The 16,171-nt window shown below is 32.7% G+C and carries 12 protein-coding genes; 2 read left to right on the top strand and 10 right to left on the bottom strand.

Features of this window, described 5'->3' with window-relative positions; all coding sequences use genetic code 11:
- Window positions 1-4: 4 nt before the first annotated feature.
- The 4 genes from EMTOL_RS17210 to EMTOL_RS17195 all read right to left on the bottom strand — a co-directional run bounded on the left by EMTOL_RS17210 (window position 5) and on the right by EMTOL_RS17195 (window position 5,561).
- Complete coding sequence (locus EMTOL_RS17210) at window positions 5-1,261, bottom strand: TolC family protein (protein ID WP_015030592.1); 1,257 nt, start codon at window positions 1,259-1,261, stop codon at window positions 5-7.
- Between the two features lie 203 nt (window positions 1,262-1,464).
- Window positions 1,465-2,994, bottom strand: a complete 1,530-nt coding sequence (gene guaA, locus EMTOL_RS17205) for a glutamine-hydrolyzing GMP synthase (protein WP_041693637.1) — start codon at window positions 2,992-2,994, stop codon at window positions 1,465-1,467.
- Window positions 2,995-3,100: 106 nt separating this feature from the next.
- Window positions 3,101-4,564, bottom strand: coding sequence for an MBOAT family O-acyltransferase (locus tag EMTOL_RS17200; protein WP_041693636.1), 1,464 nt, complete (start codon window positions 4,562-4,564; stop codon window positions 3,101-3,103).
- A 49-nt stretch (window positions 4,565-4,613) separates the two neighbouring features.
- Complete coding sequence (locus EMTOL_RS17195) at window positions 4,614-5,561, bottom strand: hypothetical protein (protein WP_015030589.1); 948 nt, start codon at window positions 5,559-5,561, stop codon at window positions 4,614-4,616.
- A gap of 126 nt (window positions 5,562-5,687) precedes the next feature.
- Between EMTOL_RS17195 and EMTOL_RS17190 the strand changes: the two genes are divergently transcribed.
- On the top strand, window positions 5,688-6,908 hold the full coding sequence (locus EMTOL_RS17190) for an ABC transporter permease (RefSeq protein WP_015030588.1): 1,221 nt from the start codon (window positions 5,688-5,690) through the stop codon (window positions 6,906-6,908).
- Between the two features lie 63 nt (window positions 6,909-6,971).
- On the opposite strand, the gene EMTOL_RS17185 is transcribed toward EMTOL_RS17190, so the two are convergent.
- The 6 genes from EMTOL_RS17185 to rbfA all read right to left on the bottom strand — a co-directional run bounded on the left by EMTOL_RS17185 (window position 6,972) and on the right by rbfA (window position 14,525).
- Window positions 6,972-8,174, bottom strand: coding sequence for a nucleoside permease (locus tag EMTOL_RS17185; RefSeq protein WP_015030587.1), 1,203 nt, complete (start codon window positions 8,172-8,174; stop codon window positions 6,972-6,974).
- 45 nt (window positions 8,175-8,219) lie between these two features.
- Window positions 8,220-9,242 carry a radical SAM/SPASM domain-containing protein gene (locus tag EMTOL_RS17180; protein WP_015030586.1) on the bottom strand — a complete coding sequence of 341 codons (1,023 nt, stop codon included), beginning with the start codon at window positions 9,240-9,242 and terminating at the stop codon, window positions 8,220-8,222.
- 130 nt (window positions 9,243-9,372) lie between these two features.
- Entirely contained in the window at window positions 9,373-11,871 is a 2,499-nt protein-coding gene (locus EMTOL_RS17175; protein WP_041694215.1) for a M1 family aminopeptidase, read from the bottom strand.
- 19 nt (window positions 11,872-11,890) lie between these two features.
- Entirely contained in the window at window positions 11,891-12,853 is a 963-nt protein-coding gene (locus EMTOL_RS17170; protein WP_015030584.1) for a hypothetical protein, read from the bottom strand.
- A 44-nt stretch (window positions 12,854-12,897) separates the two neighbouring features.
- Window positions 12,898-14,016, bottom strand: coding sequence for an FtsX-like permease family protein (locus tag EMTOL_RS17165; RefSeq protein WP_305953262.1), 1,119 nt, complete (start codon window positions 14,014-14,016; stop codon window positions 12,898-12,900).
- 134 nt (window positions 14,017-14,150) lie between these two features.
- Complete coding sequence (gene rbfA / locus EMTOL_RS17160; protein ID WP_015030582.1) at window positions 14,151-14,525, bottom strand: 30S ribosome-binding factor RbfA; 375 nt, start codon at window positions 14,523-14,525, stop codon at window positions 14,151-14,153.
- 257 nt (window positions 14,526-14,782) lie between these two features.
- Here rbfA and EMTOL_RS17155 point away from each other — a divergent pair, with 257 nt between their 5' ends.
- Complete coding sequence (locus EMTOL_RS17155) at window positions 14,783-16,132, top strand: hypothetical protein (protein ID WP_015030581.1); 1,350 nt, start codon at window positions 14,783-14,785, stop codon at window positions 16,130-16,132.
- The last annotated feature ends 39 nt before the right edge of the window (window positions 16,133-16,171 follow it).

The raw sequence follows: 16,171 nt of genomic DNA, 5'->3' as shown, positions 1-16,171 counted from the left end.
AAAATTAATTCAAAATTGCTTTACCAACCGTAAAGTTTAGATTTTCAAAGGCAGATACTCTATCGTTTTGCAGTTGATTATATTGCAAAATTGTTTGTTTATAAGAGTCAAAAAAATCTATAAACTCAACAACTGTAATGTTTTGTTTTCGATAATTATCTAATACTCCAGCGATAAGTTTAGAAAAATCGTCACTAAACTTACTGTCAATTGATTTAGCAACTGTATCTGCTTGACGTGCTTTATAGAAAGCATTTTGAACATCTTTTTCTACTTTCAACTGATACGATTCTTGTAATTTTTCAGCTTCTTGTATTCTTATTTGAGCGGCTTGAATATTTCCTTGGTTTTTATTAAAAACAGGTAGGTTCATGCTAACGCCAAGTCCTAAATAATTTTGTACAAAACTACCATTTCGGTCATATGTCATTTGAAAAGTCAAATCTGGTTTTTTATTAGCCATTTGGAATTCCAAATTACGCTCTTCAATTTTTCTTTGTGTCAATGCACCTTTCAAATCAAATCTATTTTCCGAAGCAATATTTATTAAATCACTGATTGTCAGCTTATTAAAGTCGACATTCGTAAAAACTGATTCAACCACTGGTTCGATAGTATACTGTTTTTTTGAACCAAGCAAATAACCTAAATCTCTTTCGTCATCAAATTTTTGTTGAATCAATGATTGCTTTTCAGTATTCAGTGAAACCAAATAAGCTTTTAATCGAGCTAAATCTTTTAAAGGGACATTTCCACGATTAAATTGCTCTTGATAGGCATTTAAGGTCTGTTGGAGCGTTGATATTTCTTGTTCATAAACTACCAATGCCTGATTGGTAAAATATAAATCATAGAAAGTGGCATGTAATTGATACTGAAGATTTCTGATTAATTCTCTAAAGCTATTTTCGGCTTGTTCGGTATTAGCTTGAGCAAGAGAAATGGCCTTCTGGCGTTTTTGGGCAACTTGAACGAGGTATTGAAATTGAATAATTTGCTCCGCATTATTTTTTTTAAAACCTCCTAACTCCTTGTTTTGTGTATTGTAAGGCATGTGCTCAAAATATAGACTCGGATTGGGTCTCAAACCAGCTTGTAATTCGTATGCTCTACCTTCGGAAATTCCCAATTTAGCAGCCACTAACTGAAGATTTTCCTTGAAAAAATCATCTTCAGCTTGCTTTAAAGTCAGCTTCAACGTATCACTTTGTGCAGAAACTCTAAATCCCAGTAATAGTAAAACAAAAATCAATTTCTTCATCACATTCATTTATTTTGATGATGTAAAATTGTTTTTTGAATATCAAGTCGATTTTAAAGGAAGATTAAAAAAAGGTTAAAAGAAGTATTATAGAGAAAAGAAGTTTTGAATTATCAAATAGACTAAACTTAAACTAAATAAAAAAGGCTGATAAACTTAAATTTACCAGCCCTTTTAGCATCATAATTAATAATTATCATATATTATTCCCACTCAATGGTTGCTGGTGGTTTCGAACTAATATCATACACTACCCTATTGACTCCCTTCACTTTATTGATAATTTCGTTAGAAACATCAGCTAAAAACTCATAAGGTAAATGTGCCCAATCGGCGGTCATTCCATCTATACTCGTTACAGCTCTAAGGGCAACAACTCTTTCATAAGTACGTTCATCACCCATTACTCCTACACTTTGTACTGGAAGCAACATTGCTCCTGCTTGCCATACTTTATCGTACAATCCAGAACTTTTCAGACCATTGATAAAAATGGCATCAACTTCTTGTAAAATTTGTACTTTCTCAGCCGTTACATCGCCTAAAATCCTAATTCCTAAACCTGGTCCTGGGAAAGGATGACGTCCTAAAATATTTTGAGGAATATCTAAAGCTTTACCTACTTCTCTAACACCATCTTTGAAAAGTAATCTCAATGGTTCAACTACCTGCAGCTTCATAAAGTCAGGTAAACCACCCACGTTATGATGCGATTTGATGGTTACTGAAGGGCCTTTGACCGAAACTGACTCAATTACATCAGGATAGATTGTTCCTTGACCTAACCATTTTGCTCCTTCAATTTTATGAGATTCGGCATCAAAAACATCAATGAATGTTTTTCCAATAGCTTTTCGTTTAGCTTCAGGGTCTGTTAAACCTTTCAATGCTTCATAAAATCTATCTTTCGCATCAACACCCACAACATTTAACCCCAAACCTTTATATGAATCAAGCACCTCTTCAAATTCACCTTTACGAAGCAAACCATTATCAACGAATATGCAATATAGATTTTTTCCGATTGCGTGGTGAATTAAAGTTGCTGCCACCGATGAATCAACACCACCAGATAGACCCATAATTACTTTATCCTCGCCTAATTTTTCACGTAAATCTTTGATTGTTTCTTCTACAAATGAATCGGGCGTCCAAGACTGAGAACATTCACAGATATCCACCACAAAGTTTTTAATAATTGTTTTTCCCAAAACTGTATGTGTCACTTCTGGGTGAAACTGAATACCATAAACTGGTTTTTCCTTTATTTTAAAAGCTGCAACTTTTACTGTATCAGTAGAAGCAATAATATCCGCATCTTTAGGAGGCTGTGCAATGGTATCACTGTGCGACATCCAAACTTGAGTATCATCAGCCACGTCCTTAAATAAAGCGTAACGATTATCTACTTTATTCAAAATTGTGCGTCCATATTCTCTAATTGAAGAGGGAGCCACTTCGCCACCGCCAGTTTGAGCCATCATTTGTGCTCCATAACAAACACCCAAAACAGGAAGCGTTTTGGCAAATTCTTGCCAATCAACAATCGGAGCATCTTCATCTCTTACTGAACACGGACTCCCTGAAAGAATAACACCTTTAATTTCGGGTGTAATAGCGGGAATTTTATTGAAAGGGTGTATTTCACAATACACATTTAGTTCTCTAACTCGACGGGCAATAAGCTGGGTAAATTGCGAGCCAAAATCAAGAATAAGGATTTGTTCGGTCATGATTACATTTCTAAAATACAAAATTAGGAGAAAAAGCCTTTGCTTGCAAACAAAGTTTCTACCTCCTACCAACTATTATGGTCTTTTATATGAAACGAATAGAGTTTTAGAACTGAAAATAGATAAATTGGGCAGGTTGGTCGAAAACGCCAAGCAGGAAAAAGGCAATCATGAAAGCATAATATATTATCCATCTTTTTGGAGTAGAATAACTTGAAATAATTGCTCGGATACTTTTATCTCTTTGAATATAATGAATCATTTCCATGAAGATTATTAAGCATAAAGCAATAATAAATTCAACGATGGTAAAGCCTAAAAATACATTTTGAGATAAATATTGATAAGTCAAGAACTCATGCCAAGTTGGAAGATTCGTAAATAAATGTGTAATCAAATGCCAACATTGACTTTGTTCAAGGTAATTTCCTCTGAAAAATATCCATGCAAAAGCAACCAATAAAAAAGTAATGAAAGATTGAATACTTTTATGAAGCATTGGAATTCGCTCAATTCCAGTTATTTTGTAGAAAAACTCCCTTGGTTTCTTTGTCAATCGGGCAAAAATCAAATAAAATCCGTGTAATGCTCCCCAAATAATAAAGTTCCAATTGGCTCCATGCCACAAACCACTCACTGCAAAAACCAAAAATTGGTTGAAATTTTGTCGAGTTTTGCTAACCCGATTACCACCTAATGGGATATACAAATAATCACGGAACCACGTTGAAAGTGATATATGCCATCTTCTCCAAAACTCAGAAATACTTTTAGAGAAATACGGACGGTCGAAATTTTTCATGAGTTTAAAACCCATCACTTCGGCAGTACCAAGAGCGATATCTGAATACCCAGAGAAATCGCAGAAAATTTGAAAGGTAAAGAAAAAAGTAGCTACGATGATTGGAATTCCTTCATATTCCATCGGACTATTATAAACTTTATCGGCAAATAGAGCTAATCGATCGGCAATGACTACTTTTTTAAAAAGCCCCCAAGCCATTAGTTTTAAGCCGCTCGTAACTCTTGCATAATCAAAAGTCATCCTTTCATAGAATTGATGCAAGACATTTTGTGGTCGTTCAATTGGCCCAGCCACCAACTGTGGGTAAAACATTACATAAAGTGCATATATACCAAAATGTCTTTCAGCCTTTTGATTGCCACGATATACTTCAATTGTATAACTCATCGCTTGAAAAGTATGAAAAGATAAGCCAATTGGTAAAATAAAATCAAGTAATTTAAAATGAGCGATATTGGCCTGTGCTAAGGCAAAAATGGCAAAGTTTGTATATTTAAAAAATGCCAAAACCCCAATATTTGCCACCAAACTCATAATCAAGTAAAGCCTCTTTTGCTTTCCTTGTGCATTTTCAATCCAAATTCCAGCATAGTAATCAACTACAATCGTAAAGCCTAAAATCAAAAGATATTCAGGCTTAAAAACCATATAAAATACACAACTTGCTGCCAAAAGCCACCACCATCTATTATTATGCTTAAACAAAAAATAAATAATCGTAACAATGGGAAAAAACAATAAAAATTCTATTGAATTAAAAATCATATTTTTATCAGAGAATAAAGTCTTCAAATGGAAGTACTTTATGATGCTTTTATTTCTTTTTTAATAGCTGAATAATTTTTCTGGTTCGAATATCTCCGCCTTTTTGTGTTAGGTGATAGGCCATATCATGATAAAGCGAATCTGCAAAAACAAAATCAGTGGGTTTACCTAAAATTGGAAAAACGGCTAAAGAATCATACTCTTTTTTATATTTTTCAATAATTGGTTTATCTAAAGCATAATTTTCTTCCGAATAAGTTGGATAGACAAAATATACCTCTACTCCCCTTGCTTTCATTGTTTTATAGAATAAATTCATATCTTGAATTGATTCTTTTAAACTCATTTTATCACTCAAAATTGCCCTTGGGATAGTTTTAAATCTTGGATTATTATAATGACTTACTAAATCTCCATATTGATTGGCCGCCCCTCTAAAAAACACACTGGTGGTATCGTTAATTGAATAATCAATTTTATTTTGTTTGATTAATCGCTCTAAACCAACCCTAAAAACTTTGATTCTCAACAAACTGTAAGCCCTTATTCTTTCAAAAATATCATCATATTCAATCCATTCATGTGCTTTTGGGAAATATCGAGCCATCAACATTTGTTCACTGATATTTCCTTTACTCTCAATGATATATTCAAAACCCATAATTACTGTATCACCTTTCTTTAATTCTGATTCTAATTGCTTTAGCATAAACTTCGAGCCATAATTATAATGAATAGCCATGTTTACAATAGGCTTTTTCAGAGAGTCTGTTAATAATTTACTATTGATTCCATAAGCAAAATTAGAACCAGCTATCAAAACAACTTTTGGAGATGGTGTTTCTTGAAGAATTTTATATTTATCAATAATAATTGCATTGTAGGATGTTTCAAAGTCGTGTTTTTTGTAAGGGTCAAAATAGAAAAATGCCTCAATAGTTCCCCATGAAAGGGCAGATAATACAATTACTTTAATTAAAAAGATTTTTATATTCATATAAATTAATGTACAAAAACAAATTAAATCATTTTTTGATGAGTATTTTTAATAAAATTGACCCCAATATTTCAATGTTTGGTTCAAAAAATGATAGTTTTGTAAAATATCAGATTTTAAATTATAATGAATTTACCAAGGTTTATTGCTCAAAGAATTCAAAAAACCAACACAACCACATTTACTTCAACAGTTACAAAGATTGGAATATCAAGTATTGCAATTGGCTTGGCTGTGATGATTATTTCATTTAGTATCTTGATTGGCTTCAAAAAAACCATCAAAGAAAAACTTTTTAGTTTGAGTTCTCACATTCAAGTAAACAAAATTACGCTGAATCAATCGTTTGAGGAAACGCCTTTGACAATAAATACAAAATTTCATCAAAATTACAGAAAAATCCCCGAAATCAGGCATCTTCAGGTAGTTGCTAATAAAGCTGGTTTATTAAAATCAATAGAAGAACACGCTGGTATTGTGATAAAAGGCGTTGGAAAAGACTATGACTGGGATACTTTTAATGAAAATTTGGTCGAAGGTAGAAAAATAAATTTTAAGGATACAACCTATTCTGATGAGATAATTATCAGTAAAAAAATAGCTAATCAGCTAAAAATCAAACTTTCTGACGAAGTACGTATTTACTTTATTCAAAATCCTCCACGAATTAGAAAAGTAAAAGTAGTTGGTATTTATGATACAGGTTTGGAAGAATTTGATAAAAACTTCATTCTAGGAGATTTAGCATTAATTCAGAAAATGAATGATTGGAATAATCAAACAGTGGGTCATTATGAAATTTTTATCAAAAATTTTGACCAATTAGATGCTACCGCCAAACAAGTTTTTGATGAAATAGACCAAGACATGCAAATATTAAGAGTTACCGATATGTTTCCAGCCATTTTTGATTGGCTTAGCCTCATGGACAGAAATATTATCGTGATTATTGGACTAATTTTGTTAGTTGCTAGTTTTAATATGATTTCTGTCTTGCTGGTAATGATGATGGAGCGAACACCAATGATTGGTTTATTAAAAGCATTAGGTTCTGATAATGCCAAAATTCGAAAGATATTTATTTACAATGGTCTAACAATCATTATCAAAGGAATGGCTTATGGCAATATCATTGGTTTAGGGTTCTGTTTTCTGCAAAAAGAATTCAAAATTATTCCCTTAGATTCCGAAAGCTATTATATGAGTTTTGTTCCAATTTCTATTGATTGGCTAACAGTTTTATGGCTAAATGTTGTAACGGTTATACTAGTTTGGGCAGTTATTACCATTCCAACATTTGTAGTTTCAAAAATGAAATTAGTTGAATCACTCAAATTCAAAAGCTAGTTATTTTCGAACCAATAAAAAAGGGACTTTGCTTTCGCACAGTCCCTTTTTTGTATCTCTTTATTAAGCATTTGCTCTTGTATTATCCTTAAAAACGAGCACAAAAAGTACTAATACTACTGCAGCAATGGCCGCAGGTACCATCCAAACTGATGTCCAATCGTGCGTACTTACTTCGCCTACTTTTGTTGTATACTTATCTAAAACTTTGCCAGAAAGGATAGAACCAATACCCATACCAATTCCGTAAGTGGCTAAAGTAATTAAACCTTGAGCTGAGTTCTTAATTTTTTCACCCGCTTTGTTATCTGTATAAATTTGTCCGGTAACAAAGAAGAAGTCATAACATACACCGTGAAGAACAATCGCTAAATAAAGCATCCATTCAGATGAAATTCCATCTCCATAACCAAAACAAATAAAGCGTACAATCCAAGCAATTAAGCCAACTATCAACATTTTCTTGATTCCAAATTTACTTAAAGCAAAAGGAATAAGTAGCATAAAACCAACTTCAGAAACCTGACCAAGAGACATCTTATTTTCAACATTTGTCATATTTGATTCTGTCAATGATAAATTGGCGTGAGCATAGTAGAATGAAAGCGGAATACAAACTAAAATTGAACAAATAAAGAAAATCAAAAACGAACGGTCTTTGAATAATACAAACGCATCTGTACCTAAAATCTCGCCGATAGAAGTTGCTTTAGTTGCTTTTGGAGGTGTATTTGGAAGCGTAAATGCAAAAACCGCCCAAGCAATTGAAGTAAACATAGCAATTTGGAAGATTGTTACCTTATCGCCTACACCATAGAAACCAATAATATTTGTAATGACAATCCAAGCAATTGTACCAACTACTCTTATCGAAGGAAATTCTTTTTCAGGATTTTCCATTTGATTCATTGCAATGGAATTTGAAAGTGCCAAATTTGGTGCGAAAGTTATCGTGTAAGCCAAAATATACCAGAAGAATACATCTGGGTCTTTAGTTTGAATTAAAAAATATAGAATTATTGCCCCAATAATATTTAAAACACCCATCACTTTTTGAGCAGAAAAGAAGCGGTCAGCAATCATACCCATAAAGAATGGTGCAACAATCGAAGCGATAGAAAATGTCGCATAAGCCCCTCCTATTTGGTCGCCTGTTGCATTCAAAGATGTAAATAAATATTTTCCCATTTGGCCATACCAAGCTCCCCAAGTACAAAACATGAGAAACATCATCAACATTAATTTAATTCGTGTTAGAGCTGTCATAGTGTTTAAAAAAATAGATTATATGATTGTTAAGTTTTATTTAGATTATCCCCAAATTTTTGTACCTTCTGTGCAGTTTTTACACATTTCTATCTCCGAACGTGCTGTTGTAAGCGATTTCCTAAAATGCTGATAAGGAGCACTTTGCCAAATATCTTTGAATGATTTAGCTTTTAAATCTCCCATTCTGTATTCTGCATCTTTATCAAAACAACAAGGAACAACCAAACCATCCCAAGTAATTACACATGAATGCCACATTTTCCAACAATGGTCAAGTAGCTTATTCTTGATTTTATACTGCCCCTCTCCTATCTCTTCGTATCTTGAATATCTATCAATCGTTGGAATTAAGGGCGAGCCATTTTCGTAATCATAAATTTGTGCTGTTTTAAAAGCTACTTCATCAACACCAATTTCTTTGGCTAATTGCTTTACATCTTCAATTTGATGCTCATTGGGTTTAACTACCAAAAATTGAAAAATAATGTGTGGCGTTTTTGACTTTAACTCTTTTTTCCAATGCACAATCTTTTTAGTTCCTTCAATAACTTTATCTAAATTTCCACCAACTCTGTATTGTTCATAAACATCTTGGGTTGTTCCATCAATTGAAATAATCATTCTATCCAAACCCGATTCAATAGTTTTTTTTGCCAAAGTATCTGTTAAATAATGTGCATTAGTGGAAGTAGCAGTATAAATGCCTTTTTGGGAAGCATATTTAACTAATTCTAAGAATTTCGGATGTAAATATGGCTCTCCTTGAAAATAGAAAATCAAATATAGTAGTGTTTCTGAAAGTTCGTCAATGGTTTGCTTAAAAAGATTTTCAGGAAGCATACCCGTTGGACGAGTAAAGCTCCTTAGTCCGCTCGGACATTCTGGACAACGAAGATTACATGAAGTAGTTGGCTCAATAGAAATTGCAATCGGTAAGCCTCTATGAATTGGTCGTCCTGTAACTTTTGATTCAAGATAACTACCCACATTTTTCAAAGCATTCCAAGCTCTCGGCCAAGTAACTTTAGAGAAAAAATTTAATCCATCTTGAATATTTCTATTCATTATAAATGTGGGTTTAGGTATTAAAAGTATATTTTAAAATGATAATACTATTCATTATCATTTCGCATATTCAAAATTGCATTACGACCCTAAATTTAGTCAAAAATCGAATATTTTTAATTGTTTCCAACTAAATATCCTTGAATTGTTTGTAGATTTTTTTCAGTCGTTCATCTTTCTCAGCATCTGTAATCTCCTTAATTATGACTTTTACTTCCTTATTATCACTGATTAGATTTAAGGTTTGCATTCCTGCAAAACGAACATACCATTGAGAATCATTTTGTGCAATTTGTTTTAAAAGAGGTACACTTTTCAATTGAATTTCGGTAGAAGATTTCACTAAATAAGTACCAAAAATTCCTAATACTTGGTATAAATCATTTCCTTTCATTTGTTTTAAATGAATCATAAACCAATCGAATCGCAGAGGTGAAGCCTCCTCAGCAAAATAATTGGCAACCGCAGCAAAAATATTGGGATCAGTTGAAGTCTCAAATTTTAAAACCAACTCTAAAGCATCGACGGGCTTAGTAGCCAAAAGTGCCTCAATAGCCGCCGCTTGCACTGTATATGAACTATCGTTGAGTGCCTCTCTAAAAAGCTTATCATTATGAGAATTTTGGAAGCCTTTCATAGCTAAAATTGCATCCGCACGTACATACGAACGCTCATCGTGAATAACTCTATATTGTAAAGCTCTTTCTACTTCAAGGAAATCCTCGCCATCATAATCGAAGAGTTTTTGAACGGCAAATTGTCTTACTCGCCAGAATTTATCCTTAGTTGCATCAATCAACAATTGTCTAATTTTCTTGTCGGCTGCCGGGTAATAAAAAGTTGTATCTTCTTCTGGAATAAAAGTCAATGAATCAAGTACATTAAGCTTTGTAATTATATTTGCTGAATTATAAAATTGATAAATCAATTCATCCTTCGACTTTGGGTGCTCTATTTTACCAACCAAGATATTTTCGGGGTCTAAGAGCACCATTTTTGGAGAAAAACTAGCAGCAATTTCAAAACTTTGTTGTTTCTTATCAATCACAATTTCTTTAACGAACTCCTCACCTTCTGTTTTTACGAAAACTTTCAATGGAATACGATAGATTGGTGTATAGGTGGTGTCTTGAATTTGTTTGATATTCAACAATATTTTGCCTTCTTTGTAATCATGTGAAACCTTTAAAATAGGATGACCTGGCTTCAAAAACCACTGTTCAAAAAACCAATGCAAGTCCTGACCTGTCACATTTTCAAATACAATTCTTAAATCTTCTATTTCGGCAGTCTTGTAGGAATATTGTAAAAGATACTGCTTTAAAGCTTCAAAAAAAGCCTCATCACCAACAACATTTCGGAGCATGTGTAAAATTCTCCCACCCTTTGCGTAAGAATGTGAATCAAACATATCTTCTTTGTCATTATATTGGAATCTGATGAGTGGCTCTTGTTTTTCTTTAGATTCATCTAAATATTGATTTAGTGCAATAAACGACACTAAATCGCCTTCATCTTTCCCATACTTATAGTTTGCCCACAAATATTCAGCATAATTAGCAAAAGCTTCATTTAATGGTAAATTTGCCCAAGATTCGCAAGTAACTAAATCTCCGAACCAATGATGAAAAAGTTCATGGGCAATCACCCCATCATCATTGTCATCAACCAATTGGTGATTATCCTTTTGAATGAACTCACCGTGAATCGTGGCTGTTGTATTCTCCATTGCTCCAGAAACGTAATCACGGACAGCCATTTGAGCATATTTTTCCCACTGAAATTTTACTCCTAGGAGTTTTTCAAAATACCGAATCATTTCTGGAGTTCGACCAAAAATATTCATTGCGTATTTTTCAAATTTTGGTTCTACAAAGTAGCTAACTTCAAAATCCTTAAAATTGGGGTCAATAATCTTCTTAAAATCGCCAACTGCAATCATTGTCAAATAAGGAGCGGCAGGTTTTGATTGTTTCCAATAGTCAGTGCGAGTGCCATCTGAATTCAGTTTGGATGAAATTAACTTACCATTGGAAAGTGTAGTAAACTTAGATTCTACCGTCAAGAAAATATCTTGGGTCATTTTCTGATTTGGCGAATCTATGGTAGGAAACCAACAAGAATTAGCTTCTGTTTCACCTTGTGTCCAGATTTGTTGAGGTTTATCTAATTCTGTACCTAAAGGATTAATAAAATAGAGGCCTTTATCTGAAGTTATTGCATCACTGCCTCCAGTAGGCAACTCATTTGGCTTAGCAATGTATGTTATTTGTAATGAAAATGTATCCTTTCGAGTGTAAACTTGAGCTAAATCTACTTTTAAAACTAATTTGTTATATTCAAATTTAAGAGGCTTGTTGTTCTGTGTAACTTCCTTAATTTCAAAGCCTTTAGCATCTAAACTTACTTGTGTTTGTGGGTAAAAGTGAGGTTTTAATGTAATGGTTGCTTTTCCCAAAAGCCATTGATTTTTCCAGTCTGGTTTAAGCTCAAGTTTTGTATGAACCAAATCAACTTCTTTCGTACGTGAAGGATTATACTGACCCTTAGTTGGAGCTACAATGGTGTTTTCTTGGGCAAAAACGCTGATACACCAACCAAAAAACACAAAACTTAAAAAAAACCTCATACCTTTTTCTTCAAACAATTTAATTCTTTACTCTTTCTTTTCTTTTTCGAATTCCTTTATGTTCTCTTCCTCTATTACGATAATCATTGAAATAGTGCTCTTTTATTTTTCTTAATTCAAAGCCATCATCAATAATCTCAACAAAGTATTCACGCTTAAACTTAAAATCATCCAAACTTGCATACCCTCCTTTTAAGGTAAGTGTAAGAATATTTTTTTTATTATCGAATTCCCAAGTAGTTTCATCGGTATCAATATCTAAAAAATCTACACCCGCACAAAATCTAATTTTAGGGTCACTCTCATATTCATATTCAATTTTCCCATTTTCGAGCCAAGACATAACCAAATTGTTAATCGTTAATTTCGACTCATCATAAGTTGTAAGTTGAATATCCCCTCGCTCAATTCTATTTCTTACTAAAATCCATTTTTTTGACTTATCAAATAAGGTTTGGATTTTCTCAAAATAATCAACCTGTACTAATGGTGTAGCAAGAGGCTTTCTGAGTGTTCCTACGCTCGCTTGTGATTCCTTTCTTAAATCTGCAAAAAACTCTTCACTCACTTGCTTTAAAACTAGTCCATTAGTTCCTTGTTCAATTTTATAAGAGCGTTTAAATCGAAAATCATCGAACGTTTCATAGCCCGCTTGTATGGTAAGTAATAGTAATTGATTAACAGTATCTATTTCCCATGCAGAAAAAGAGGTATTTATATCTAAATATTTGATTTCAGTATTACTTCCAAATTTTGAATTGGTTTCATAATCGTATCTAATTTTACCATTCTCTGCGAATTGTAGCACTAATGTATTGAGTGTTAATTTACTCTTTTGGAAAGGGATTAGATGAATTTCATCGTAATCAATTCTATTGTTGGAAAGTATCCATCGCTTAGTTGTGTCAATAGTTACAAAATCTGTAGCAAAAACTTGATTTAACGAAAAAAACAGTACTATTACTCCTAATATTTTATTCATTGGGTTAATTCAATTAATTTTAATCACAACATTTTTTAAAAATATTAGTTTTTGGCTGCCCTTTGAGCGGGTAAATAAGAGGCTATTAATGTAATAATAATGATAGATATTGATGTTAAAATAAAATCTGAAAGTTGCATTTTTACAGGATAAGCATCTACAATCGAACTCTCCATTCCCATTTTGATGATACCAAAATTTTCTTGTAAGAAACAAATCAAACCGCCTAAAATTAGGCCAACGATTGCACCAATAAAAGATACAATTGCTCCTTCCGAAAAGAAAATCCTTTTGACCATACTTTCATCAGCCCCCATGGCAAAAAGCGTTTTAATATCTTGTTGCTTATCAATAACCAACATGGTTAAAGAAAAGAAAATATTAAAAGAGGCAATCCCAATGATAAACAATAAAGCTATAAAAATAAAAAGTTTTTCGATTTTAATGGCCCTAAATAAGGAGGCATTTTGTTCGTCTTGGTTTTGTACAAGAAAGTTTTCCCCTAAGATTTTTTTAATTTTCTTTTGAATTTCTGGAATCTCAAAACCTTGTTTAACTTGAATTTCGAGGCTACTTCTTTTATTTCCGTATTCGGTTAATTGTTGTGCAACTGATAGTGGCACATAGACATAATCATCATGAAATTGCTCCAAAGAATAAACTCCTGATATATTAATAGTATATCGATTGATATTATCATCTGGATTCAAAGAAACCGATTTCCGATTACGAGGATACCAAATTTCGAGTGGTTCAATGATATTTTGTAATGAGATATTCAAAGCACCATAAACATTACCTCCAATAAATGCATAATCAACACTATCTTTTTGGAGGATAAAATTTCCTTCAACAAGTGATTTCCTTAAAGGGCTATGTTTTTGAAAACCATCATCAACCCCTTTTAGTGTAACTACCATTTGAGAATTTTCATATTTCACTAAAGCATTGTCTTGGATTACTTCCGTTACATAATCAATTCCATTGAGAGATTTTATTAAGTTTAATTGTTTTTCATCCAAAATAAAACTCTTTCCTACCATTGGTAAAATCCTCAAATCAGGGTCAAATGATTTGAAAATTCTTCGATTTAAGTCTTCTAAACCATTAAAAACCGATAATACAATTACCAAAGCCATCGTACCGATACCAATACCCAGCATCGAAATAATGGAAATAAAATTGATAAAGCTTTTTTTCTTTTTAGAAAAAAAATATCGTTTGGCAATAAGAAATGATAGGTTCAAAGCTTGCTTTTAAAATTAAAGTATTCAAACATTAATTTTTAATGAATTAATTAAGACTCGGTTTCCTCTTCAGCTGGAGGAATGACAATAGTTGCAAAAAGTGCATCAATTTTTTGAGCATATTCGGCGGTATCATCAATAAAAAACTGAAGATTTGGCACAATTCTTAATTGATGACGCACTCTTTCTCCTAGTTGCGTGCGAATTGACTTTGTATTTTCTCTGATTATTTGTAGAATACCTTCTTTGTCTTTTGTCAATAAAAAACTTAAATAAACTCTTGCAATCGCCAAATCAGGCGTAACTTTTACATCTGTAATTGTTACGAAAGCACCTTCTAATTGGCTTTTCATTTCACGCTGAAAAATTTCACCTAAATCCTTCTGTATCTGTTTTGCTACTTGTTTTTGTCTTTTTGATTCCATCATTTTTTTATTTTAAATGATTGAATTCAGAATATTTGAACGAATATATAAAACCATTTACTTTAATTACGTTCTTAAATACCTTCAACAATCAATTTTATGCAAATATCCGCATTTTTTGGGGTTAAATAAAGTAAAGTTTTATACATCAACTTCTTTTTTCATAACTTTGCAGTATAACTAATATCCTTAAAGCCTTGCTAACATTTTTTAGGTTAAATTCTCTGTTTCACATTTTTTCACTTCTAATTCTAGTTGTGATAATCAAACTTCCATTTCTTGGGCAAAAACTACCTTTACTTTTACCTGAATTAGAATGGATGTTGGTCGGTGAAAAAATCCATGATGGACGTTTTCTATATCGTGAAGTATGGACCAACATTGGCCCACTCGCATCATTCATATATTGGACTATTGATGTTTCATTTGGAAGGTCTCAATTTGTCTATGAATTCATTGCATTACTTATCACCTATTTTCAAGCCATCTATTTTACTTTTGTTTGTAATACTCGACAAACGTATCTTGAAAAGAATTATGCACCAGGGTTAATCTATGTTTTGTTGATGAATATCTCGTTTGATATTAGTAAACTTTCACCTGTATTATTATCAACAACTTTTTTACTTTTTGCATTCAATAAATTGGTTAAACAGATGGAACGCCGTGAGGGTGTATCTGACGAAGTGTTTGAAGTTGGTCTTTACATTGGCATTGCTTCTCTATTTCACCAACCAACAATGGTATTTATATTTTGGAGTATTTCTAGCTTGGTATTTTTTACCAATGCCAATTTACGCCAACATTTCCTTGCCATTCTTGGATTCGTCTTCCCCATATTTTTATCGGCACTCTATTTCTATTTTTACGATAGCCTTGATGAATTTAAGTATAATTGGTTCAATGGAATCTTCAAAATCAAACAATATAGTTTAGAAGATTTCAAAAGTGCCTTTATAGCTATTTCTATTCCTTCTGTACTAGCAGTTCTGGGTTTCTTGCGTCAAACTCAAGTAAGTAGATATAACAGTTATCAGCAACGTACCCAACAAATCATGTTGATATGGGGCATTGCTTCTCTAATTGCTTTGTTTCTCTCGCCAAGTGTTGCTCCGATGCAGTTTATTATCTTTGTTCCTTTTTTTGCATATTTCATCACGGGTTGGTTTTTTCACCTCCGAGGAGCATTTCTTCCAGAATTACTTTTTACTGTATTTCTAATAGTTACCTTAATGATTCAATATCAAGGCGTAACACCGATTATCGGGAAAGGTTTTGAACAGCTAACCGACATGCGTGTTAAACCCAAAGAACTACCACAGCTTATGCAAGGACAAAAAATGTTGGTAATCGGCGAACGTATTGATGAATATACCTACGGTAAAGCAGCAACATGCTACCTAAACTGGGAGTTATCGAAAATTGATTTAGAAAATCCAGATAATTATGAGAGTATCATTAATATCTTTGATAATTTCAAGAAAGACCCTCCAACCATAATTATTGATAAAGAGAATGTCATTCCCAAAATATTCAAGAGAATTCCTGCATTGGCAGATGATTATCAAGGAACAAAAATAAAGGGTATTTATCAGAGGAAATATTAAACATCAAGAGGCATGAAAAAGATTATTCATGCCTCTTTC

This window comes from Emticicia oligotrophica DSM 17448, assembly GCF_000263195.1.
In the GTDB taxonomy this organism is placed as follows: Bacteria; Bacteroidota; Bacteroidia; order Cytophagales; family Spirosomataceae; genus Emticicia; species Emticicia oligotrophica.
The sequence above is the reverse complement of the archived record's forward strand: the minus strand, read 5'-3'. Positions and strand labels throughout refer to the sequence as shown.

Excerpts from the sequence above, each read along its gene's own strand:
- EMTOL_RS17210 (WP_015030592.1), bottom strand. The coding sequence starts at position 1,261 with ATGAAGAAATTGATTTTTGTTTTACTATTACTGGGATTTAGAGTTTCT.
- guaA (WP_041693637.1), bottom strand. The coding sequence starts at position 2,994 with ATGACCGAACAAATCCTTATTCTTGATTTTGGCTCGCAATTTACCCAG.
- EMTOL_RS17200 (WP_041693636.1), bottom strand. The coding sequence starts at position 4,564 with ATGATTTTTAATTCAATAGAATTTTTATTGTTTTTTCCCATTGTTACG.
- EMTOL_RS17195 (WP_015030589.1), bottom strand. The coding sequence starts at position 5,561 with ATGAATATAAAAATCTTTTTAATTAAAGTAATTGTATTATCTGCCCTT.
- EMTOL_RS17190 (WP_015030588.1), top strand. The coding sequence starts at position 5,688 with ATGAATTTACCAAGGTTTATTGCTCAAAGAATTCAAAAAACCAACACA.
- EMTOL_RS17185 (WP_015030587.1), bottom strand. The coding sequence starts at position 8,174 with ATGACAGCTCTAACACGAATTAAATTAATGTTGATGATGTTTCTCATG.
- EMTOL_RS17180 (WP_015030586.1), bottom strand. The coding sequence starts at position 9,242 with ATGAATAGAAATATTCAAGATGGATTAAATTTTTTCTCTAAAGTTACT.
- EMTOL_RS17175 (WP_041694215.1), bottom strand. The coding sequence starts at position 11,871 with ATGAGGTTTTTTTTAAGTTTTGTGTTTTTTGGTTGGTGTATCAGCGTT.
- EMTOL_RS17170 (WP_015030584.1), bottom strand. The coding sequence starts at position 12,853 with ATGAATAAAATATTAGGAGTAATAGTACTGTTTTTTTCGTTAAATCAA.
- EMTOL_RS17165 (WP_305953262.1), bottom strand. The coding sequence starts at position 14,016 with ATGCTGGGTATTGGTATCGGTACGATGGCTTTGGTAATTGTATTATCG.
- rbfA (WP_015030582.1), bottom strand. The coding sequence starts at position 14,525 with ATGGAATCAAAAAGACAAAAACAAGTAGCAAAACAGATACAGAAGGAT.